This window comes from Jongsikchunia kroppenstedtii DSM 45133, from assembly GCF_000380485.1.
GTDB classification, from domain to species: Bacteria; Actinomycetota; Actinomycetes; order Mycobacteriales; family Mycobacteriaceae; genus Jongsikchunia; species Jongsikchunia kroppenstedtii.
Map to the genome: position 1 here is coordinate 118,739 of NZ_AQYG01000042.1, position 22,132 is coordinate 140,870.

The 22,132-nt window shown below is 66.6% G+C and carries 23 protein-coding genes; 17 read left to right on the forward strand and 6 right to left on the reverse strand.

Annotated elements, in window-relative coordinates:
• Position 1: 1 nt before the first annotated feature.
• Genes G341_RS0106705 through G341_RS21275 form a run of 9 tightly spaced genes read left to right on the forward strand, consistent with a single transcriptional unit; the run spans position 2 to position 10,118 of the window.
• Positions 2-853 carry an MlaE family ABC transporter permease gene (locus tag G341_RS0106705; RefSeq protein ID WP_026303337.1) on the forward strand — a complete coding sequence of 284 codons (852 nt, stop codon included), beginning with the start codon at positions 2-4 and terminating at the stop codon, positions 851-853.
• Between the two features lie 2 nt (positions 854-855).
• The gene (locus G341_RS0106710) at positions 856-2,055 is read left to right on the forward strand and encodes an MCE family protein (RefSeq protein WP_018178347.1); all 1,200 of its coding nucleotides are present in this window, start codon (positions 856-858) and stop codon (positions 2,053-2,055) included.
• The gene (locus G341_RS21270; protein ID WP_018178348.1) at positions 2,052-3,125 is read left to right on the forward strand and encodes an MCE family protein; all 1,074 of its coding nucleotides are present in this window, start codon (positions 2,052-2,054) and stop codon (positions 3,123-3,125) included. Before G341_RS0106710 ends, G341_RS21270 begins: the two co-directional genes overlap by 4 nt.
• Positions 3,122-4,372 (forward strand): MCE family protein, encoded by a 1,251-nt coding sequence (locus G341_RS0106720; RefSeq protein ID WP_018178349.1) that lies wholly within the window; start codon positions 3,122-3,124, stop codon positions 4,370-4,372. Before G341_RS21270 ends, G341_RS0106720 begins: the two co-directional genes overlap by 4 nt.
• A 5-nt stretch (positions 4,373-4,377) precedes the next feature.
• A complete protein-coding gene (locus tag G341_RS0106725) occupies positions 4,378-5,664 on the forward strand; it encodes an MCE family protein (protein WP_245556929.1) in 1,287 nt (428 codons plus the stop codon).
• Positions 5,664-6,947 carry an MCE family protein gene (locus G341_RS0106730; protein ID WP_018178351.1) on the forward strand — a complete coding sequence of 428 codons (1,284 nt, stop codon included), beginning with the start codon at positions 5,664-5,666 and terminating at the stop codon, positions 6,945-6,947. Before G341_RS0106725 ends, G341_RS0106730 begins: the two co-directional genes overlap by 1 nt.
• On the forward strand, positions 6,944-8,383 hold the full coding sequence (locus G341_RS0106735) for an MCE family protein (protein ID WP_018178352.1): 1,440 nt from the start codon (positions 6,944-6,946) through the stop codon (positions 8,381-8,383). The genes G341_RS0106730 and G341_RS0106735 overlap by 4 nt, the downstream gene beginning before the upstream one ends.
• 35 nt (positions 8,384-8,418) lie before the next feature.
• Positions 8,419-9,285: a hypothetical protein gene (locus G341_RS0106740; RefSeq protein WP_018178353.1), complete on the forward strand. Its 867-nt coding sequence runs from the start codon at positions 8,419-8,421 to the stop codon at positions 9,283-9,285.
• On the forward strand, positions 9,273-10,118 hold the full coding sequence (locus G341_RS21275) for a hypothetical protein (protein WP_155826820.1): 846 nt from the start codon (positions 9,273-9,275) through the stop codon (positions 10,116-10,118). The genes G341_RS0106740 and G341_RS21275 overlap by 13 nt, the downstream gene beginning before the upstream one ends.
• A gap of 94 nt (positions 10,119-10,212) precedes the next feature.
• On the opposite strand, the gene G341_RS0106750 is transcribed toward G341_RS21275, so the two are convergent.
• Entirely contained in the window at positions 10,213-11,694 is a 1,482-nt protein-coding gene (locus tag G341_RS0106750) for an aldehyde dehydrogenase (RefSeq protein ID WP_018178355.1), read from the reverse strand.
• A 121-nt stretch (positions 11,695-11,815) separates the two neighbouring features.
• A complete protein-coding gene (locus G341_RS0106755; protein ID WP_026303344.1) occupies positions 11,816-12,124 on the reverse strand; it encodes an antibiotic biosynthesis monooxygenase family protein in 309 nt (102 codons plus the stop codon).
• Positions 12,125-12,148: 24 nt separating this feature from the next.
• Between G341_RS0106755 and G341_RS21280 the strand changes: the two genes are divergently transcribed.
• The gene (locus tag G341_RS21280; RefSeq protein WP_018178357.1) at positions 12,149-12,979 is read left to right on the forward strand and encodes an alpha/beta fold hydrolase; all 831 of its coding nucleotides are present in this window, start codon (positions 12,149-12,151) and stop codon (positions 12,977-12,979) included.
• Here G341_RS21280 and G341_RS0106765 read toward each other — a convergent pair.
• On the reverse strand, positions 12,914-13,816 hold the full coding sequence (locus tag G341_RS0106765; RefSeq protein ID WP_245556930.1) for an HhH-GPD family protein: 903 nt from the start codon (positions 13,814-13,816) through the stop codon (positions 12,914-12,916). The two genes, G341_RS21280 and G341_RS0106765, sit on opposite strands and share 66 nt — an antisense overlap.
• Between G341_RS0106765 and G341_RS0106770 the strand changes: the two genes are divergently transcribed.
• The 3 genes from G341_RS0106770 to G341_RS0106780 all read left to right on the forward strand — a co-directional run bounded on the left by G341_RS0106770 (position 13,815) and on the right by G341_RS0106780 (position 16,266).
• The gene (locus G341_RS0106770; RefSeq protein ID WP_018178359.1) at positions 13,815-14,450 is read left to right on the forward strand and encodes a carbonic anhydrase; all 636 of its coding nucleotides are present in this window, start codon (positions 13,815-13,817) and stop codon (positions 14,448-14,450) included. The two genes, G341_RS0106765 and G341_RS0106770, sit on opposite strands and share 2 nt — an antisense overlap.
• 101 nt (positions 14,451-14,551) lie before the next feature.
• On the forward strand, positions 14,552-15,409 hold the full coding sequence (locus G341_RS0106775; RefSeq protein ID WP_018178360.1) for a metal-dependent hydrolase: 858 nt from the start codon (positions 14,552-14,554) through the stop codon (positions 15,407-15,409).
• A gap of 116 nt (positions 15,410-15,525) precedes the next feature.
• Entirely contained in the window at positions 15,526-16,266 is a 741-nt protein-coding gene (locus tag G341_RS0106780; RefSeq protein ID WP_026303338.1) for a hypothetical protein, read from the forward strand.
• Positions 16,267-16,370: 104 nt separating this feature from the next.
• Here the strand turns inward: G341_RS0106780 and disA are convergent, their stop codons facing one another.
• A complete protein-coding gene (disA, locus tag G341_RS0106785) occupies positions 16,371-17,483 on the reverse strand; it encodes a DNA integrity scanning diadenylate cyclase DisA (RefSeq protein ID WP_018178362.1) in 1,113 nt (370 codons plus the stop codon).
• Between the two features lie 19 nt (positions 17,484-17,502).
• Between disA and G341_RS0106790 the strand changes: the two genes are divergently transcribed.
• Entirely contained in the window at positions 17,503-18,060 is a 558-nt protein-coding gene (locus G341_RS0106790; protein ID WP_018178363.1) for a PaaI family thioesterase, read from the forward strand.
• 19 nt (positions 18,061-18,079) lie between these two features.
• Here G341_RS0106790 and radA read toward each other — a convergent pair whose 3' ends face one another.
• Both radA and G341_RS21285 read right to left on the reverse strand, forming a co-directional pair.
• Positions 18,080-19,456, reverse strand: a complete 1,377-nt coding sequence (gene radA, locus G341_RS0106795; RefSeq protein WP_026303340.1) for a DNA repair protein RadA — start codon at positions 19,454-19,456, stop codon at positions 18,080-18,082.
• Positions 19,457-19,524: 68 nt separating this feature from the next.
• Positions 19,525-20,130, reverse strand: a complete 606-nt coding sequence (locus G341_RS21285) for a copper chaperone PCu(A)C domain-containing protein (RefSeq protein WP_155826821.1) — start codon at positions 20,128-20,130, stop codon at positions 19,525-19,527.
• Positions 20,131-20,428: 298 nt separating this feature from the next.
• On the opposite strand from G341_RS21285, the gene G341_RS0106805 reads away from it, so the two are divergent.
• From G341_RS0106805 to ispF, 3 genes are read left to right on the forward strand one after another with little or no spacing between them, the layout of a single operon-like run.
• Entirely contained in the window at positions 20,429-20,917 is a 489-nt protein-coding gene (locus tag G341_RS0106805; RefSeq protein ID WP_026303341.1) for a CarD family transcriptional regulator, read from the forward strand.
• A gap of 29 nt (positions 20,918-20,946) precedes the next feature.
• Entirely contained in the window at positions 20,947-21,624 is a 678-nt protein-coding gene (ispD, locus tag G341_RS0106810; RefSeq protein ID WP_018178367.1) for a 2-C-methyl-D-erythritol 4-phosphate cytidylyltransferase, read from the forward strand.
• A 45-nt stretch (positions 21,625-21,669) separates the two neighbouring features.
• Entirely contained in the window at positions 21,670-22,128 is a 459-nt protein-coding gene (gene ispF, locus G341_RS0106815; RefSeq protein ID WP_018178368.1) for a 2-C-methyl-D-erythritol 2,4-cyclodiphosphate synthase, read from the forward strand.
• Positions 22,129-22,132 lie beyond the last annotated feature (4 nt).

The window sequence follows — 22,132 nt, forward strand, 5'->3', positions numbered from 1 at the left end:
CATGATTCTTCCGCAGACGGTGCGACTACGCTCTGGCCGTGTGGCGGCCAAGAAGTTCGGCCAGGCCTGGAACAAGGTCGGCGATCAGGCGTTCTTCTACTGGGACGCACTTGTCGCCATTCCACGCGCGGTACGTCAGTACAAGCGCGAGACGCTGCGACTGATCGCCGAAATCTCGATGGGCTCAGGCGCTTTGGCGATGATCGGCGGCACCGTCGTGGTCGTCGGCTTCCTCACCCTGTTCACCGGCGGCACCATCGCCGTCCAGGGCTACAGCTCGCTTGCCAACATCGGCGTCGAGGCACTGACCGGCTTCTTCTCGGCATTCATCAACGTGCGCATCGCCGTTCCGGTCATCGCCGGCATCGGCCTGGCCGCGACGATCGGCGCCGGCGCCACCGCGCAGCTCGGGGCCATGCGGGTCAGCGAGGAGATCGACGCGCTCGAATCGATGTCGATCGCGTCGGTCCCGTACCTCGTGAGCACGCGGATCGTGGCCGGCATGATCGCGATCATCCCCCTGTATTCGCTTGCGGCCGTTGCCTCTTTTCTCGCCAGCCGATTCGCGACCGTGTGGCTCTACGGGCAGTCGGGCGGCGTGTACGACCACTACTTCGACACCTTCCTGATACCGAGCGACATCCTGTGGTCGTTCGTGCAGGCCATCTGTATGGCGGTCGCCGTCATGCTGATTCACACCTACTACGGCTACAACGCCAGCGGCGGCCCGGTCGGCGTGGGCATCGCGGTCGGTAACGCCGTGCGCGCCTCGCTCGTGGTCGTCGTCTGCATCACGCTCTTCTTGTCGCTCGCCATCTATGGCGTCGACGGAAAGTTCAACCTGTCGGGGTAGGCATGCGCAGAGTCGATCGTTCCCCCACGTCAAAGAAGCTCGCGGCCACCGGACTGGTGATCGCGCTCGTCGCCATCGCCGTGCTGTCGGTGGCGCAGTTCTTCAATGTCTTCGCGTCGACGTCGCCGGTGACCCTGGTCGCCGACCGCGCCGGCCTGGTGATGAACCCGGACGCCAAGGTGCGCCTGCGCGGCGTCGTCATCGGTCACGTCAAGTCGATCGATTCGACCGATGACGGCAGGGTCAAGCTGAAGATGTCGGTGGACTCCGACCAGATGCATCGGCTGCCGTCGAATGTCCAGGCGCAGATCGAGTCCAACACCGTCTTCGGCGCCAAGTCGGTCGACCTGGTGATCCCGGACAACGCCTCGCCGAACCATCTGCGGTCGGGTGCGACGATCGAGGGCGCCAACGTGGTGGTCGAGCTCAACACGCTCTACCAGCGACTGGTGAACGTGCTCGCCAAGATCGAGCCGGAGAAGCTGAACGCGACGCTGACGGCGGTCGATACGGCCTTGGAGGGCAAGGGAAATCAGATCGGGCAGGGCCTGTCGGACCTGTCGAACTTCCTCGGCAAGACCAATCGGCATCTCGATTCGCTGAACCGCGACATCGAGGCCGGCGGGATCACGATGCAGACCTACGCCGACGTGGCGCCGCAGTTGACCCGGATCATCGACGATGCGGTGTTCACCGGAAACACGTTGCGCGACAACTCGTCGAACCTGGACGCGATCCTGGTGAACGCGACCGGCATGGCCAACACGATCAACGGCATCATCGCGCCGAAGAAGGCGCAGATCATTTCGATGCTGTCGAACCTGAACCCGACCGCGGAGCTGCTCGGGTATCAGTCGGCGGATTTCAAGTGCTTCCTCACCGCCACCGCGTCGCTGGTGCAGTCGCCGCGGGCGGACATCATCTTCGGCAAGGGCAGCGGTGCGTTGCAGCTCGACACCGGTGTCCTGCCGGGTACCTCGATGTACACCTATCCGAATGACCTGCCCAAGGTGAACGCCGACGGCCCGCCCTCGTGCGCCGACCCCCTCGGCAATCCGAACTCGACTGCCAAGCCGGACTTCTACGTGACCGACAACGCGAACATGCCCTACCAGCCGCGCATGACGGCCCGCTTCGACAAGACGAAGCTCTTCGGGCTGCTGTTCGAGGTGCCCCAGCACTCGGGAGGCAGCAACCGATGAGCACCCCCCGTCAGCGCGAGTTCCGGAACACGTCGATCAAGATCGGCGTCTTCGCGGTGGTCATGCTGTTGATCTTCGCCGCCCTGGTGGTGGTGTTCGGCCAGTTCCGCACCGGCTCTTCCAACAGCTACAAGGCGTTGTTCACCAGTGCCTCGGAGATGAAGACCGGCAGCAAGGTGCGCATCGCGGGCATCGAGGTCGGTCGGGTCACCGGTATCGACGTCACCCACGACAACCAGGCGAAGATCGAGTTCGATGTCGACTCGAAATACCCGCTGCCGAAGTCGGTGCGGGCGCTGATCCGGTACGAAAACCTCACGGGCGACCGGTATCTCGAGCTGCAGCAGGGCGAAGGCGACCCGGATCAGATGCTGCCCAAGGGCTCGACCATTCCGGAATCGCAGACACAGCCGGCGCTCGATCTGGACAGCCTGCTCGGCGGTTTCAAGCCGTTGTTCCAGACCCTGCAGCCGGACGAGGTCAACCAGCTGTCGCAGTCGCTGATCGACGTGTTCCAGGGCCAGGGCCCCGCGTTGACGCAACTGCTTTCCAGCACAGCGACATTCACCAACTCGCTGGCCGATCGCGATCAGCTGGTCGGTCAGGTCATCGACAACCTGAACCAGCTGCTGGGCACCATCGACAACGATCGGTCTGGCTTCGACAGCTCGGTCAACCTGATGGAGCAGCTCATCACCGGGCTGAATTCGCAGAAGAACACCATCGGCAACGCCATCACCAACGCGTCGCAGGTGACCAATGATCTGTCGTCGCTGCTCGCCGACATCCGGCCGGATATGCAGTCGACCATCACCAAGACCGGTCAGCTGTCGCAGAACCTGCTGAACGCCAAGCCCTACCTGAACTCGCTCATTCCGCGGCTGCCTGCGGACTTCCGCGCGCTGAGCAACGTCGGCAGCTACGGATCCTGGCTGCAGGTGTTCATCTGCAAGGTGAACATCTACTTCTCGGCGCCGGGTAGCCCCGAGGTCTTGTGGACGTCGGTGAACGACAACTCGGACGGCCCGCACGGCCAGGCCGACGGCGGAAGGTGCCGGACCACCCAATGAGCCCCTTGTTCCGCAGTAGGCGCACCGCCACCGACGAGGCGGACGACGCACGCCGGCGCGCGCACGGCGAGCCCAGCCGTGCCCGCATCGGCATCATCGGCGTCGTCGTCACCGTGCTGGTGATGATCGTTGCGCTGCAGATGGATCGGCTGCCGTTCCTGTCGAACGGCAGTGTCTACTCGACGTATTTCGATGACGCCGGCGGGCTCGCGCCCGGCGACAGCGTCGTCGTGGCCGGCGTCGAGGTCGGCAAGGTGCAGTCGCTCAAGCTGGCCAGGACCTCGGACGGGCCGAAGGTCAAGATCGTGTTCAACGTCAGCGACACCATCAAGCTGGGCACCCTGACGCAGGCGCGGATCAAGACCGAGACGGTCCTGGGTCGCCGCAACCTGACGCTGAATTCGGATGGCACAACGCATCTCAAGCCGGGCGGGACCATCCCGAACAGCAATACGGTGGCCCCCTACACGCTGACCGATGCGCTCGACCAGACCACGTCGACGTTGCAGGCGACCGACAAGAAGCAGCTCACCGAGGCGCTGGACTCGATCAACACCGCATTCGCGAACACCCCGCCGATGGTGCGCAGCGCGGTCGACGGGGTGAGCCGGCTGTCCAAGACCATCGCCGATCGCGACGACGCGCTGTCGCAGCTGCTGCAGAAGGCGAACGACGTCAGCGGTGTGCTGCGCGATCGCAGCAACCAGGTGAATCAGCTTCTCGTGAACGCCAACTCGCTTCTCGGAGTGGTGCAGGATCGCCGGACTGCGCTCGATCAGCTGATCAGCGGTATCAAGAATGTCACTGCACAGCTCAGTGGTTTCGTGCAGGACAACAACGCGCAGCTGAAGCCGGTGCTCGACAAGCTGAACGGCGTGGTGGACATCCTGCAGCACAACGATGGCGCTCTGCGGCAGACCATCGATCAGCTCGGCCCGTACGCCAACCAGCTCGGCGAGGCCGTGGCATCCGGCCCGTACTTCAACTCGTTCGCGGCGATCCCGACGATCGGTGACTACAGCGACGTGGTGCTGAACCTGCTGGAGCAGCAGTACCCCAAGGCATTCCAGGCCTTCCTCAACGCGGTCACCTACCAGTTCGGCATCCAGCCGCCGGCCGCGACGATGCCACCGCCGAACAACCCGGCGCCGACCAACCCCACACCGCAGCCGAACCTGCCGCTGCCGCGCGTGGGCGGACCGTCGGCGACCACGCCCGCCCCGACGTACCAACAGCCGGGTAGGTGATCGCGATGAATGTTCCTGGAATGAATGCTGTTGGCCGGCTTGGTAAGACGGCCATCGCGCTGATCGCGGTAGTCGCGGTGGTGCTCGTCGCGGTGATCGTGTACTTCAGCTATCAGCAGCTCGCGTACAAGCGTTATACGGCGTACTTCAGCACGACCAATGCGCTCTACGTGGGTGACCCGGTCAAGGTGCTCGGCGTGCCCGTCGGCAAGGTGACCGCCATCAAGGCGCGCTCGGGCGACGTCAAGGTGCAGTTCAAGGTCGACGACGACGTCGACGTGCCGAAGAACGTGAAAGCGGTCATCGTCGCGCAGAACCTGGTGTCCGGCCGGTTCATTCAGCTCAATCCCGCCTACGACGGCGGCCCGAAGCTGGGCGACGGTGGAGACATCCCGATGTCGCAGACCGCGGTGCCGGTCGAATGGGACCAGATCAAGACGCAGCTGACGCAGCTGTCGGAAACCTTGGGCCCCAACGGGACCGACCCGGGCCTGGCCGATCGGACGCTGAGCACCGCGGCCAAGAACCTGAACGGCAACGGCGCGGACATCAATGCGTCGATTCACAACCTCGCGGCCGTGTTGGGCACGCTGTCCAACAACCGCGGTGATCTGTTCGCCACCGTGCGCAGCCTGCAGGCGCTGACCAATGCGCTCTCGGGCAGCCATGAGCAGCTCGTGCAGTTCAACGGCCGCATCGCATCGGTGAGCCAGGTGCTGGCCGATGACACTCCGGAGCTCAACGGGGCGATGAACAACCTGTCGACGGCACTGACGGATCTGAAGAGCTTCCTGGGCAACAATTCCGGGGCCCTCGATGACACCGTCGACAAGCTGTCGAACTTCACCAGGATCCTGTCGGACAAGAACGAGCAGATCTCGGGGCTGCTGCATTCCGCACCGAATCAGCTGCAGAACTTCTACAACATCTATGCACCGCTGCAGGGCGCGTTGATGGGTGTGTTCTCGTTGCCCAACGGCGGCAACCTGATCGACCTCATCTGCGGCTCCATCGCCGGCGCCGATCGCCCGGGCCAGCAGGGGGACGCGCAGAAATGCGTCGACAGGCTGGGTCCGATGCTGACGACGATGGCCGTGTCCTATCCGCCGTTCGTCCTGAACCCGATAGTCGGGATCAACGGCACGCCGAACGACGTGACCTACCAGAACAACGATGTCAAGCGGCGCGCACAGCAACGCGAAGCGCTGCAGAACCAGGGGATCGACGGCCGCAACGCCGGCGTGCTGCCGCCGCAGCTGTCGGACCTGATTCTTCCGCGGGGAGCGCGCTGATGACAGTGATCAATCGTCCGGCCTCCGGCCCGCGGGGGAGTCGCAACCGTATTCGCCTCGTCGCGGCCGCCGGGGTGACCGCGCTCGCGCTGACCACATCCGGTTGTGCCTTTCAGGGACTGAACTCGATGCCGATCCCCGGCGCCAAGGGCACCGGCGACGGTTCGTACAAGATCACCGCGCTCATCCCGAGCGCCGCCAACGTCGTCGAGAACGCGCCGGTGATGATGGACGACGCGACCGTGGGCAGCGTCGGCCACATGAGTGTGAAGAACTGGGCCGCCGACGTCACCCTGCGTCTGGAGAAGGGCACCAAGGTCCCGGTCGGCTCGTACGTGATGGTCGGCATGACCAGTGCGCTCGGCTCGCTGCACCTGGAGATCGTGCAGCCGGAGCATGCGACCGGCGGCTTCATGAAGGGCGGCGACGAGATCCCGCTGGCGAAATGTCCCGAGCAGGATCAGATTTCGGCACCGACCGGGCAGAAGCCGATCCCGAACATCAACTCCGCGCAGGAGATCGCGCAGTGCACCTACCCGACCACCGAGCAGGTGCTGAGCTCGTTGTCGGTGATGCTCAACGGCGGCGGCCTTTCCAAGCTCGGCGATACCGTGCACGAGCTGAACCAGACCCTGGCCGGCCGTGCCGACGTCGTTCGCGACCTGCTGCCGCGGCTGAACACCGTCGTCTCCGATCTGTCGTCGCAGAAGGACAACATCATCGACGCGATCGACGGACTGAATCGGTTGAGCGGCACGCTCAATCAGCAGCACGGCACGATCGAGCGCGCGCTGAACGACGGCCCGAAGATCCTGCAACTGCTCGTCGACCAGCGGGTGCATCTCACCGATGCGCTCGGATCGTTGAGCACGTTGTCGCGGACCGCCGATGACATCCTGAAGGCGAACGGCGACGACATCCGCACCATCGTGTCGAACCTGGAGCCGGTCGTCGACCAATTGCAGGGCGCGGGTCCGTCGCTCGCGACGTCGTTGGGTATCCTGCTGACGTTCCCGTTCAAGGAATCGGCTATTCCCAACATCATTCGTGGTGACTACGCCAACCTGCAGATCAACCTGAATCTCACGTGGGACCGGCTGAACAGCGAGCTGTTCGCCGCGGTGGGTGCACATATCGGACCCGAGGGCATCCTCGGGAACGCCGGTGCGGCGAAGCAGAACTCGGATCCGTTCACCGCGCCGATCCAGCCGTACCTGACGCCCAACTCGGGCAACGCCGTGCTGACCGCTCCGACGCCCGACACTACGAGGGGTGGCAAGTGAGAATCACACCGTTCGTTCGTGGCCAGCTGATCGCGTTCGCGGTCATCGGCATCGTGGCGTTGATCGTGATGGCGACCATGTACATGCATGTGCCGGGCATGCTGGGGCTGGGTCGCTACCAGGTGAAGGTGGAGCTGCCGAGTACCGGCGGCATCTACCAGAATGCCAATGTCACTTACCGCGGCGTCCAAGTCGGCAAGGTCAAGTCGGTGACCCTGACGCAGGACGGCGTGCAGGCGAAGCTGTCGATCAACTCGAGCGCCAAGATTCCGGCCAACGCACCCGCGACCGTCGAGAGCGTGTCGGCGATCGGTGAGCAGTACGTCAACTTCGGCGCCCCCGACGGCGAGGCGTCAGGCAAGTTGAAGGACGGCGCGACGGTCACCGGTTCGGTTCCGACCGACATCAGGACGATGCTCACTCGCGCCGACGATCTCGTCGGAACCCTGCAGAACAGCCAGCTGCGCACCGTGGTCGACGAGGCCTTCACCGCGTTCAACGGCACCGGCGATGATCTGCAGCGGCTGCTGGATTCGATGAGCCTCTTCGTCGGCGAGGCGAATCGCAACGTCGATGTGGTGACCAAGCTCGTCGATCAGGCCGCCCCGCTCCTGGAGAGCCAGAGCACCACCAACGGCGACATCCGCCGATGGACCGGCAACGTACTCAAGGTGACCGATCAGATCCGGGCCAACGATCCGCAGGTGCAGCAGATCCTGCAGAAGGGGCCGGGCGTCGAGAAGCAGTCGCAGCAGTTGTTCTCCGGAATGCAGGCGACGCTGCCGCTGCTCATCGACAACCTGAGCGTCTCGGCCAAGACGATGGCGATCTATCACCCGAACCTGAGGCAGATCCTCGTGCTCTACCCGCGGCTGATGGGCACGCTGATCTCGGCGGTCAACAACGGCGATCCCCGCAAGGGCGCCAAGGTGTCGTTCAACGTCCCGAGCTTCCAGGATCCGCCGGGCTGCACCATCGGCTTCCTGCCGGCCTCCGAACGCCGCGGCTCCGGCCCCGATCCGGCGCGCGAGCTGCCGCCGGGCCTGCTGTGCCGCGTCGCCCACGACTCGCCGATGGCGGTTCGTGGTGCGCGCAACTACCCGTGTGCCGAGTTCCCCGGTCGGCGGGCCCCGACACCGGCCGAGTGCCGCGACGGGTACAAGCCGCTGAACCAGCAGCAGTACGCCTTCCCGAAGGGCATTCCCGGTGTGCTGCCGGCGCCGACCAATCCGCCGCCGCAGGGGATGGTCGCCGAAGCGAACCCGGCCGCCGACGACGGTAGTCCGGCCGTGTACGCGACGACGTATGACCCCGCCACCGGTGACTACATTGGACCGGACGGCAAGACGTACAACGCAGGCCTCGGCACCGATGGTGCACAGGCGCAAGGAGGCAACTCTGGATGGCAGAGTCTGATCACATCGACTCTGAACTGAGTGGTGAATCGTCCGAAGTCAGTAAGAAACCGCAGGTGAGCGGGGAGTCAGACGGCGCCGATACGGCTTCGACGGATTCCCCGAAGCCGGCTGGCGACGCGAAACTGATTGGGGATGCGAAGGCGGCCGCGGCGAAGATTCGTCCGGTGAAGCCGAGCCGCAAGCGGCAGCGCGGTGCGGCCGCGGGTGCCGCGAAGTCGGGCTCGGGCCAGGCCGACAAGGCGTCCGAAGCGGCGGATGACGGCTTCGAGCCGGCGGATATCGAAACCGCGGATACCGACTCGGATGTCGAGGAAGCAGCGACGTCGCTCGCGGCGTCGCCGAACTACCGGGATCGCCGCCGGGCGGCGCCGACCAGACCGCAGGCGCCGGTACGTCCACGAGGCAGCGGCCGCCGGATGGTGCTGGCGATCGTCGCCGTGTTCGCCTCGGTCGCGCTGGTGGCGATGATCGTCGGCGCCGTGCTGTTCGCGACCGCCACGAATCGCCTGAATTCCAAGGACGATTCGCAGCAGCAGTATGTCGACTTCGCGAAGCAGATCGTCGTGAACCTCACGACGCTGAATCCGCAGAATGTCGACCAGCTGGGGAAGCAGGTGTTCGACAACCTGTCGGGCGGCGCGCTGAATCAGATGCAGACGAACCTTCCGGGTTTCGTCTCCGCCGTTCAGAAGTACAGCTATTCGAGTAAGGGCACCATCATCGCCGCGGCAGTCGCCCGGGACGACAAGAACGAGCCGATCGCCGACAAGAACTCGGCGACCGTGCTCATCGTGTCGGGCTACCAGGCGACCTCGCCGCAGGATCCGAAGGATTCGCTGCTCAACAGCTTCCGCTGGAAGCTGGTCGTGACGAAGATCAACGGGCAGCTCAAGGTGACCGACATGCAGTGGGTGACGTAGTGAGCGACGAGACCGATATGCCTGACGAGAACGACGTGACGGGCGAGAACGACGCGACGGGCCAGAACACGTCGACCCCGGCGGACAGCGACGCCGACGCGGACACGGCTGCAGATACCGAGACTGCGGATACCAAGACTTCGGCGGCGCGCACGACTCCGGTGGCCCGCCGGGGCCGACTGAGCGGTGGCGCACGCACCTGGATCGTTGCCGGCGTGGCCGTGCTGCTGCTGGTAGCTGCGGCGGCGGCGTTGACCGTCACCGGTATTCGCTACAGCGACGCCCGCCGGGGCCCCAACGACGCTCGAGACGCCACGGCCACAGCGCGTTTGGCCGCCGAGTCGATGTTCGGCTACGACCCGAAGACCGTCGACAAGAACGTCGCGACGGCGAAGGGGCTGGTCGTCGGTGATGCCGCGAAGCAGTTCAGTGAGCTGGTCAACGATCAGAACATGGTGCTGATCGTGAAGAAGAACAACGTCAGCTCCAACTTGGCCATCCAGGGCTTGGGCGTGCAGGATTCATCGAAGAATTCCGCGACACTGCTGATCTTCATGAACCAGTCGATCACCCGGGGCGACAACCAGCTCGTCGATATCCAGGCGAGCCGGTTGATCTTCCAGATGAAGCGCGACGGCGGCAAGTGGAAGGTCAGCGGGATCGAGAAGATCAGCGATGACTCCGTGAACAAGTCGCTGCAGCCGGAGGGGCAGACGCCGCCTAACGCCGATCCCGCCATCGGGGGATCGGCTACGCCCGGGCAGCCGACACCGTCGCAGCAGCCGCAGCCGCAGCCGACCGAGGCGCCGCCGGCGCCCACGTCCGGACCGTAACGAGATGCCGTAACGACGGTTACAGGCGCACAACGAGATACGGCCCGCCGAGGATCTCCTCGGCGGGCCGTATTCGTTTGGATCAGCGGAGTGATCAGCCTTCGACGGTGTAACCCATCGGCAGGATGACCGACTTGTGCTCGAGGTACGACTCGAGGCCCTCGCGGCCGTTCTCGCGGCCGATGCCGGAGTTCTTGTACCCGCCGAACGGCGATCCGGGATCGATCGCGTACCAGTTGACGCCGTACGTTCCGGTGCGCACCTGTGCGGCGATCTCGATGCCGTGTTCTACGTCCGACGTCCACACCGAGCCGGCGAGCCCGTAGTCGGAGTCGTTGGCGATCTTGATCGCCTCTTCTTCGGTGTCGTAGTCGATGATCGACAGTACCGGACCGAAGATCTCCTCTTGGGCGATCTTCATGTCGTTGGTGACGTCGGTGAAGACCGTGGGGCTCAGGTAGTAACCGCCCTCCAGGCCCTCGGGACGGCTGCCCTCCAGGGCGACGGTGGCGCCGGCGTCCTTGCCGGCCTGGATGTAGCCCTCGATCTTGTCGCGCTGGTTGGCGGTGATCACGGGGCCGAGCTGCGCGGTCTCGTCGTCCGGCAGGCCTGGCTTCATCGCGGACGCCACGCCGACGATTGCATTGGTGAACTCTTCTTTCTTGCTGCGCGGCAACAGGATTCGGGTCTGCGCGACGCAGGCCTGACCGGTGTTCATCAGGCCGGCGAAGACCAGCATCCCCGCGAGCGAGTTGATGTCGGCGTCCTCGAGGACGATGGCGGCGGACTTGCCGCCCAGCTCCAGCGAACAGCGCTTGAGCGATTCGCCGCAGGCGGCGGCGATCTTGCGGCCGGCCGCGGTCGAGCCGGTGAACGTGATCTTGTCGACGTCGGGATGATCGACGAGGGCCTGGCCGGTCTCGGCGCCGCCCGGAACGATCGACAGCACGCCGTCCGGCAGGCCGGCCTCGGCGAACAGCTCGGCGATCACGTTGGCGCACAACGGGGTCTCCGGTGCCGGCTTGAGGACGACCGAGCAGCCGGCGGTGAGGGCCGGGCCCAGCTTGTTGGCGAGCAGGAACAGCGGGACGTTCCAGGCGATGATGGCGCCGACGACGCCGACCGGCTCGCGGGTGACCTTGGTCTGGCCGAACAGTCCCGACCGGTATTCGGTCCACGGGTAGGCGGCCGCGGCCTCCGCGTAGGCGCGCAGCGCCCCGGTCGCCGGCAGCACCTGCAGCATGTTGACGGTGGACGGCGAGGCGCCCATCTCGCTGGTGATGACCGCGGCGATCTCGGCCTCGCGCTCGTTGATCAGATCGGCGACCTTCGCGACCACCGCGGCACGCTCGGCCGGGGTCTTGTCGCGCCACACACCGGACTCGAACGCGGCGCGAGCGGACTTCACTGCGGTGTCGACGTCCGTGGCATCGGCGAGCGGGGTCGATCCCGAGTGCTGACCGGTGGCCGGGGAAACGACCTCAAGGGTCTGTGTGGAATGCGGCTGAACCCACTGTCCGCCGATATACAGCTTGTCGTAATCGCGGGCCGTGGTGGGTGCGGCGTCGACCGTCATGTGTCCTCCAGATCGGTGTGGTGTACCTCACCCGATACTAGAACACGTTCCAATTCTGCACCCAACGTCCAGTTCGCTGACCGGACACGCACGTCGACGGACGTGCATGTCCGGCCGCGGCTCAGGAGGTCGGCCTGGCGTCGAGGACGACGTCGAATTCGAGGAGTTCGGCTCCGGTGGAGACGGGGTTCTGGCGTTCGCCGGCGTGCGCCGCGCGCGCCGGGCCGCTGGCCCAGGCCTGGAAGTCCTCTTCGGACTCCCACTGCGTCACAACGAAGTAGCGCGACTCGCCCTTGGTGGGCCGCAGCAGCTGGAAGCCGAGGAATCCCTTGGAGCCGTCGACGGAGTGGGCGCGATTGGCGAAGCGCTTCTCGAGTTCGGGCCCGGCACCCTCGGGAACGGAGATCGCATTTATTTTCACAACAGCCATGAGGCCCACCGTAGCCTTGGGCGCATGATCGCGGAGGACCATGGCGGCGAAGGGCCGCCGATCCTGTTGCTGCACGGGCTGATGGGGCGCGGCCGCACCTGGCGGCGGCAGATTCCGTGGCTGCGCAGCTATGGCCGGGTGTTCACCATCGATGCCGCCTTCCATCGGGGCGCCGGGGCCGACCAGGCGACGGGGCCGGACGATATCGCCAACGAACGATTCGTCGCCGACATCGCCGAGGTGCTGACGGTGATCGACCGCGGTCCGGCAGTCCTGATCGGTCACTCGATGGGTGGGCTGCATGCATGGTGCACCGCGGCCGAGTACCCGGAGCTGGTCGCGGCGATCGTCGTCGAGGACATGGCCCCGGACTTCCGGGGCCGCACCACGGGGACATGGCAACCGTGGTTCGCCACCTGGCCCGACCGGTTCGACGGTCTGGCGCATGCGGTCGAGATGTTCGGGCCGATCGCCGGCGAGTACTTCTACGACGCGTTCGACGACGGGCGGCTGCACGGCGAACTGTCGGTCTGGGCCGATATCGCCGAGCGGTGGGGCGAGCGGGACTTCTGGGAGCAGTGGCAGCAGGTGCGGGTGCCGGCATTGCTCATCGAGGCCTCCGGCGGCGTCACTCCGGAAGGACAGATGCGGACGATGGCCGAGACCAACGAATTCGCGACGCTGTTGACGGTCGAGGGCGGTCATCTGCTGCACGACGATGCGCCGCAGATCTATCGCGGTGCGGTCGAAGCGTTCCTGGATGGGCTGACGGTGGCGCGCCCCAGTGGATCAGCCCTCGCCGGGGAGGGCGTAGCGGCCGGCCGCGGTCAACTCGACGAGACCGTCGGTCAGTAGCGAGTCTAGCGCCCGCATCCGTTGGTGCGGATCGGTCGGCCAGACCTGGTCGAGTCGGGCGCGTTCGACCGGTGAGTCGCTGTCGCGCAACACATCCAGCAGTAGGCCGCGCACCTGCCGATCGGTTCCGGCGAACTTCTGCACCTTGCGCGCGGGCCCGGTGTGCGCCGGTCGGCCCAGCTGCTGCCATCGGCACTGGGAGCGCAACGGGCAGTTCTCGCACCGGGGCTCGCGGGCGACGCACACCAGGGCCCCGAGCTCCATCAGCGCCGCCGAGAAGCGGGCCGCCCGTCGCCGTTGCGGCGGCAGCAGCGACCGCGCGTCGGCGAGGTCGGTCTTGCTGGGATTGCCGGGCTCGGCCCGACCGTGCACCGCTCGGGCGATCACCCGACGCACATTGGTATCCACCACCGGCACCGCCTGGCCGTAGGCGAAGCAGGCGACGGCTCGGGCGGTGTAGTCGCCGATCCCGGGCAGCGTCAGCAGGGTGTCGACGTCATCGGGGACCGTGTCATCGAAGCGTTCGGCGAGGACGCCGGCGCATTCATGCAGTCGCATCGCCCGGCGCGGATAGCCGAGCTTCCCCCAGGCGCGCACGATGTCGCCGACCGGGTCGGCGGCCATCGCGGACGGGGTGGGCCAGCGCTGCACCCATTGCTCCCAGATCGGCTGCACCCGAACGACGGGGGTCTGCTGCAGCATGATCTCGCTGACCAGAATGTGCCACGGGGACACTCCTTTTCGGCGCCACGGCAGATCCCGCTCAGCGGAATCGAACCAGCCGAGAAGGGCTGCGGCGACGTCGGCCGACCCGGCGTGCGGCATAGTGTCAGTCATGGCTAATCCGACTCCGGCACAGGCGTGGCAGAACCTTAAAGAGGGTAACGAGCGTTTCGTTTCGAGCAACCCGATTCATCCGAGCCAGAGTATCGAGACGCGCGAGCGGCTGACGGCGGGCCAGAACCCGCATGTGGTGCTGTTCGGCTGCTCGGATTCGCGAGTCGCGGCCGAGATCATCTTCGACCAGGGGCTCGGCGACATGTTCGTGGTCCGCACCGCGGGCCACATCATCGACTCGTCGGTTCTGGGCTCGCTCGAATTCGCGACCGAGGTGTTGAGCACCCCGCTGATCGTGATCCTCGGGCATGACAGCTGCGGCGCCGTCGGCGCGGCCGTGCAGGCGCTCGACTCCCTGCAGATGCCCGAGGGCTACCTGCGCGACGTGGTCGAGCGGGTGGCGCCGAGCGTGCTGGCCGGTCGGCAGGCAGGTCTGGCGCAGGTCGACGAATTCGTGGCCAAGCACGTCAAGGAGACCGCCCAGCTGCTGGTTCAGCGCAGCAGCAAGATCGCCGAGCGCGTCAAGAACAACGAGGTCGCGATTGTCTGCCTGACCTACACGCTCGCCGATGGTCGGATCGTGCTGCAGGATGCGATCGGCGACATCGGCGAAGACGCCACCGCCGGCGTCTAGTCGGAGCCGTCCGCGGAAGGGAAGGCGGTCGCGCCGGAGCCGCAGTAGGCTATTGGTCACAGAGTCAGTAATGCCCCCTACGTGACCGGATTGAGCAAGCCATGGCGCATCCGCATCCCAGCGACGACCGAGTGATCAAGACCCGCCGGATCAAGTTCAACTATCCGAGCGGGTCGATGGACAAGCACTACGTGCAGGGCGACCTGGTGATGAGCCATGTCGTCGCGGTGCTGTCGGCGATGTTCCCGGAGGGCGAGGACTTCTTCGTCCGATCGGTGCGGCACTTCGCCGACGACATCACCGATCCGGTGCTGCGGCAGCAGGTCGCGGGCTTCACCGGCCAGGAGGTGACGCACGGACGCGAGCACCGAGCGCTCAACGAGCGGCTGCAGCAGATGGGCTATCCGACCCGCCGTGTCGACCGGGATGTCAAGCGCGGTCTCGCGATGCAGATGCGGCTGTTCGGACCGCACTACAACCTCGCGACGACGGCCGCCCTGGAGCACTACACTGCGACGCTGGCCGAGGTGCTGCTCACCGACCCGAAGGCGCAGGAACTGTTGGGCGACGGCGAAGTTCGATCGCTGCTGCTCTGGCATGCCTTGGAGGAGTCCGAGCATCGGGCGGTGGCGTTCGACGTCTTCCGCGCCACGGGCGGCAGCGAACGCACCCGAATCTGGGCGATGCGCCGGACCACGTTCTTCTTCACGCTCTCCACGATCATCCACACGCTGCTGTCGATGCTCGGCGATCGCGCGACCTACAACCCGATCCGGACGGCAAAAAGCTTTGCTGCGCTGCGGCATTCGCCGTTCCTCCAGCGTTCGGTGATCCGCCGGCTGCGCGCCTACAATCGGCCGGGATTCCATCCGGACGACTTCGACAACACCGAGATCCTGGAGACCTGGACCGCCGAATTGTTCGGCAAACAGGGGCAATTGGCCGACCATCTGCGGTGAACCGCGGCGACGTGGACGCCGATTCCGGCGATCGCGACCCAATTCACAGTCAGGCACGCTCGACACGCCGCCCTAGATAACACTCCCGCGGCCGATCGGCAACTAGCGTGGGTTGCGTGTTTGAACCGCAGGGACCGTTGCCGCCAGAGGTGTATTGGCGTCGTCGTGTCGCCGCGGTGGGTGCGGCGGTTGTCGTTGTCGCAGTGGTCGTCGGCCTGATCTTCTGGGCGGCGTCGGGATCCGGCTCGAAGCCGAAGCAGGCGAACGACGCCCAGTCCGTCAGCCCGAGCACCACGTTGCCGTCGGCCGCGCCGAGTAGCGACGGGCAGAACGGCGGCGTCAGTGGCGGAGGCACCGGGCCCGGCGACAGCAGTGCGCCGGCGTCGAGCGATTCGGCCGCGCCGAGCGGTGGCCCCACGCCGGCCGCGGTTCCGGCCAGCGGCCTGTGCCCGGATCAGAACATCTCGGTGGTCCTGTACTCGGACAAGCCCGACTACGTCGTCGGCGACAAGGCGACCTTCACCATGGTCGTCACCAACGCCGGGGCCACCGCGTGCACGCGCGACGTCGGCCAGTCGATGCAGAACGTGACGGTCCGGACGCTCGACGGCACCAAGTACATCTGGTCGGCCGGCGACTGTGCGCCGATCGCGCAGGTCAACAACCAGGTGCTGCAGCCGGGCCAGCAGTTCAAGTCGAATATCGCGTGGTCGGGCACCACCAGCGCGCCGGGCTGCCAGGGCAATCGGACCCAGATCGGCCCGGGCAGCTACCAGGCGGTCGGCAAGCTCGGCGAGAAGCTCAGCGCGCCCATCACCTTCAACGTCGCAGCGGCCCCGATTCCCCCCGGCGCGTAGGTATTAGACGAGGGCAATCGTCGATCTGCCAAGGCCGAGGGAGGTCGACAATAGCGAAGCTATGTTGACCGACCGAGAACGCAGGCAGGCGGCGATTGGGCCGTCTAATCGAACCGCTCGATGCTGGACTCGGCAAGGCGAGACAGGCCTTCGCGGATGTGGCGGGCCCAGATGCTGCCGATGCCGTCGACGGCCTGGAGATCCGACGCGGTAGCCGCCAGCAGCGACTGCAGCGAACCGAAATTGCGCACGACGCGATCGATATGCGCGAACTGCAGGCGCGGCACGCGGGCCAGCAGGCGGTAGCCGCGGGGACTCATCGACGTGTCCTGCGCGTCGATGGTCATGGGATAGCCGAAGGCGCCGGCCAGGTTCGTCGGGTCCAGCAGGTCGGTGTCCGACAGGGATTCGATGGCCTCCAGGGCCAGTCGGACCTCCTCGGCGCCGGGCGCCTCGGGAGAGGCGAAGTAGTCGCGGACCACCAGCTCGCGCTGAGAGTCGTTGTCGCCCAAAAGCTCTTCCAACTGCAGCGATAACTGGCGACCGTCGGTGCCCAGCTCCAGGACGTACTGGTCGATCTCCAGCGACACCCGGCGCACCATCTCCATCCGCTGTGCGACCGTCATGGCGTCGCGCAGGGTCACATAGTCCTCGATCTCGGCGCGCGACAGCTGGGCGTTGACCTCGTCGAGGCGGGTCTTGTAGCGCTCCAGCGTCGACACCGCGAGATTCGCGCGGGACAGGATGGCGTCCGAGCTCTCGACGATGTGTCGTTCGCCGCCGATGTACACGCGCACGATCGACATCGACGCGCTGACCGAGATCACCGGGTGGCCGGTCTGCATCGCCGTCCGCTCGGCGGACCGGTGCCGGGTGCCGGATTCCTCGGTCGGGATCGACGGGTCCGGCACCAGTTGCACGTTGGCCCGCAGGATGCGATTGCCGTCGGTGGACAGCACCACGGCGCCGTCCATCTTCGACAGCTCCCGCAGCCGGGTGGGCGCGAAGGCGACGTCGAGCCGGAATCCGCCATCGCAGATCCGTTCCACCTCGGCGTCGTGGCCCAGGACGATGAGTCCGCCGGTGCGGCCGCGCAGGATGCGTTCGAGCCCGTCGCGCAGGGGCGTGCCGGGGGCCACCCGGGCAATCGCGGAGCGGAGCAGCTCGGCGGTCGACATCGAAGTCGGATCGAGTGCCGAGGAGGCCGGATCGGTCATTGGCTTAGATTAGCTTCTTGTGAAGAGCAGTTTTATCGTGCCCGCCGACGCCGTCCCGCCGACCAGGCATGAACGTGCGGCCGCGCCGGGCGAGCAGATCCGTCCGCATAACCCGACCTGCTTCGGCTGCGGGCCCGAGAGCCCGACCGGGCTGCACATGACCGCGGTGGCCGGCGACCGCATCGACTGTTCGGCGACGTTCACCGTCGAGCCGAAGTTCGAGGGCGGGCCGGGCGTGATCCACGGCGGCATCCTGTCGACCGCATTCGACGAGGCCATGGGTCTGTGCCTGAAGCTGATGCGGGTCATCGCGGTGACCGCGCATCTGGAGATCGACTTCGCCAAGCCGATCCTGCTCGGCACCGAGCTGCGGTTCGAGTCGGAGGTCCTCGGCCAGGTCGGCCGGAAGCTCTACAGTCAGTCGATCGCGTACTCGGGAGATGTCGAGGTCGCACGCGCGCACGCGCTTTTCATCACCGTGCAGCCGGAGCGGCACTTCAAGGACTCGTATGCGCTGAGCCAGCGCGCCGACCACTACGAGCAGCGCGTCGAGATGGATGACATCCAGGCTCCCTGAGGCCTGACGCCGGAGGGCCTCAGAAGTCGTAGTTCTCGGTGGCCACCGCGGCCCGCGAGGCCTCGTAGATGTCCTTGACGGCGGTGATCTTGATGCCCTTGGGCAGGTTGTCCGAGCCGTGCGGCACGATCGCGTGCCGGAAGCCCAGCCGCTTGGCCTCCGCGACGCGTTGACCGATCGCCGTCACCCGGCGCACTTCGCCGGCCAGCCCGACCTCGCCGATCGCGACGGTCGAGCGGGGGAGGGCCTTCTTGCGCACGATGGACGCGATCGCCAGGGCGGTGGCGAGATCGGCTGCGGGCTCGTGCAGCCGCATCCCGCCGACGGTGGAGACGTAGACATCCTGCTTGCCGGTCCGGATGCCGAGCAGGGTGTCGAGCACTGCGAGAACCATTGCCACCCGGGTTGATTCGAGCCCGCTGACCGCGCGCCGCGGGCTGGCCAGGGCCGAGTCGGCGGCCAGCGCCTGCACCTCGCCGAGCAGTGCTCGCTTCCCGTCCATCGCGACCGTGATCGCCGAGCCCGCGACCTCGCCGTCGCGGTGATACAGAAACAGCCCGGACGGGTCGGGAACCTCGTGAATCCCGTTCTCGCGCTGTTCGAAACAGCCGACCTCGTCGGAGGCGCCGAAACGGTTCTTGATGCCGCGGACCATACGCAGGGACGACTGCTTGTCGCCCTCGAAGGCCAGCACCACGTCGACCAGATGCTCCAGGGACCGCGGCCCGGCGACCGCGCCGTCCTTGGTGACATGTCCGACCAGCACGACGGCGACACCCGAGTTCTTCGCCAGGGACGTCAAAGCCGTTGTGATGGCGCGGATCTGGGTGACGCCGCCGGTGACCCCCTCGGCGTGTCCGGCCGTCATCGTCTGCACCGAGTCGACCACCATCAGAGTCGGCTGGACCTGCTCGACGTGGCCGAGCACCGTGGCGAGATCGGACTCGGCGGCGAGGAAGACCTCTTCGTGGACCGCGTCGGTGCGCTCGGCCCGCAGCCGCACCTGGCCGGCCGACTCTTCGCCGGTGACGTAGAGCGCCCGCCGGCCGCCATGGGCCCAGCGCTTGACGACCTCCAGCAGCAGGGTCGACTTCCCGACGCCGGGCTCGCCGGCGAGCAGCACCACCGAGCCGGGGACGATGCCGCGCCCGAGGACCCGGTCGAGTTCGCCGACGCCGGTCGGATGCGCATGGCTGGTCTTGGCGTCGATCTCGGTCATCCGCCGAGCGGCCGTCGCGGGTATCGCCGCAGTTGCGCCGGTCGATCGGGCTACGGCCGCCGGAGCGGCCGACTCATTGACGGTGCCCCACTCGCCGCATTCGGGGCAGCGGCCGACCCATTTGGCGGGGGTGTGGCCGCAGGCGTCGCAGCGATATGTGGACCGGGGTTTGGCCATGCGCGCAGGCTAATGCGTGGCTGTGACAGCGAAGCGACCCGCCGAGAGATCGACCGGCCGGTCGGCGATCAGTGCTCGCCGCCCCAGGGGACGTTGATGAGGGTCTGGCTCGCGGGCACCGGCTGCGTCGGCGACAGGCCGACCGGCGTCGGGACGGTGACGTCGCCCGACTGCGCGAAGTGGAAGGTGAGCGGAACGGTGAGACCCGAGCGGATGTCGCTGATACCGGTGAGGGTCGCCGTCGCGGTGGTGTTGCCCTCCACCGCCGCGGGCGCCGAGGTGACGCCTGCGGGCTTGCCGATGGTCAGTCGCTTGCCGGGGGCGATGTCGGTGGTACCGCTGAGGGCGACCGAGCCGCTCGGCGCGGTGATCGAGGTCAGTGTGTCCTTGTCGGTGGCGCTGCCGTTGCTGATCACCACGAAGAGCTGCAGCGGGCCACCGGCCTGCAGGAGCGCGTCGCCGTTCTCGGCGGGGTAGACGATCTGCGCGTCGCGCACGGCGAGCTGCTTGAGGCTTGCCAGGCCGCCGTTGACCGCAGGCTGCTGGTTCGCGGTCTGCGAGATCTGGCCCGCGCCGCAGGCGGCGGTACCGGAGATGACGCCGGCGGCGATCGCAGCGGCCGCCACTCCCGTGGCGACGCGAACCTTGGCGGAACGACGAGATGTGGTTGGCACCGGATGCTCCTTCGGCGGTCAGGGCCCTAACAGCGGTTTAGGGCTCCGGGGGCTCGCTACCGGGTCGGCGGATGTGACCCCGTGCGGCTTCACTACGGAGCGTAGTGGGCGAGGTGCGGTCGTAGGCGCTGGGGTGGCAAACCCGGCGAAAAATCCTGCGAAATGGTGCGACCCACAGCACATTTCGGCACCCTCGTCAACCCATGCAATGCACCTGCGGTACCGCTGACCTGCACCGTTGCCCAAGGGGTTGTTCGGTCCCGTGTTAGACTTAGGACATCGAAAGGGGCATGGAGCATTGAAATTCAAAGTTGGTGACACCGTTGTGTACCCCCATCACGGTGCCGCTCGCGTCGACGACATTGTGACTCGCACCATCAAGGGCGAGCAGGTCGAGTACCTGGTTCTTAAAGTCGCTGATGGCGATATGACCGTCCAGATCCCCTCCTCGAAGCTGGAGTACGTCGGTGTTCGCGACGTCGTCGGCGACGAAGGCCTCGACAAGGTCTTCGAGGTGCTCCGTGCGCCGCATACCGAGGAGCCGACCAACTGGGCCCGCCGCTTCAAGGCCAACCAGGAGAAGCTGAACACCGGCGACATCATCAAGGTCGCCGAGATCGTTCGCGACCTGTGGCGTCGTGAGCAGGATCGCGGCCTGTCCGCCGGCGAGAAGCGGATGCTGACCAAGGCGCGCCGGGTGCTCGTGGACGAGCTCTCGCTGGCGCAGAACACCAATGACGAGAAGGCCGAGAGCATTCTCGACGAGGTGCTGGCCGCGGCCTCCTGAGTCCCCGAACCAATCGGGAGTCGCCGGAAGTGACCGTCACTGCCCTGATTCCCGCAGCGGGTAGGGGCGTTCGTCTGGGCGCCGACGAGCCCAAGGCCTTCGTGGACGTCTGCGGGCGACCGATGCTGACCCGGGCCGTGTCCGGTGTGCTGGCGTCGGGCGTGGTCGACCGCGTGGTCGTGATGGTGCCGGCCGATCTAGTCGATGCCACCGCGGCGCTGGTTCCCGAATCGGTTCGGGTGATCGCGGGCGGAGCCGAGCGCATCGATTCGGTGCGTGCCGGCCTGCAGACCCTGACCGACGGCGACCCCGATGACATCGTGCTGGTGCATGACGCCGCCCGCTGTCTGACACCTGCCGCGGTATTCGAGCGCGTGGTCGCCGCCGCGGGCGACCGATACTGGGCCGGTGCGATCCCCGGAATTCCGGTCGCGGACACCATCAAGACCGTGAATGCCGCCGGCGGCGTGACCGGCACCCCACAGCGATCGGGCCTGCGGGCCATCCAGACGCCCCAGGGATTTCGCCTCGACGTGCTGCGCCGTGCCTACGCCCAGAACGGCCTGGACGATGTAGCCACCGACGACGCGGGACTGGTGGAGGCGATGGGCGGCGCGGTGCGCGTCGTCGCGGGCGACCCGCTGGCCTTCAAGATCACCACGGAATGGGACCTGCGCACCGCCGAGCGGGTCTTGGTGGCGGAATGAGCCTGGGCCGGGTCGTGTCTAGTCGAATGGATGAGGAGCAGATGTATGCGTGTCGGCATCGGTAGTGACGTCCACCCGATCGAACCGGGTCGCCCGTGCTGGATCGCCGGGCTGCTGTTCGACGATGCCGATGGCTGCACCGGGCATTCCGACGGCGACGTCGCGGTGCATGCGCTGTGCGACGCGCTGCTGTCGGCGGCCGGGCTCGGCGACCTCGGCGCGGTGTTCGGTACCGACAAGCCCGAGTGGGCCGGGGTGACTGGCGCACGAATGCTGGCCCATGTCCGCGAACTCCTGGAGGCGGAGGGCTACGGCGTCACCAATGCGGCCGTGCAGGTGATCGGCAACCGGCCCAAGATCGGGCCGCGACGCGACGAGGCGCAGCGGGCGCTGGGCGACATTCTCGGCGCCCCGGTATCGGTGTCCGCGACGACGACCGACGGCCTCGGCCTGACCGGCCGTGGCGAGGGCATTGCGGCCGTGGCGACGGCATTGCTGCACTAAACGA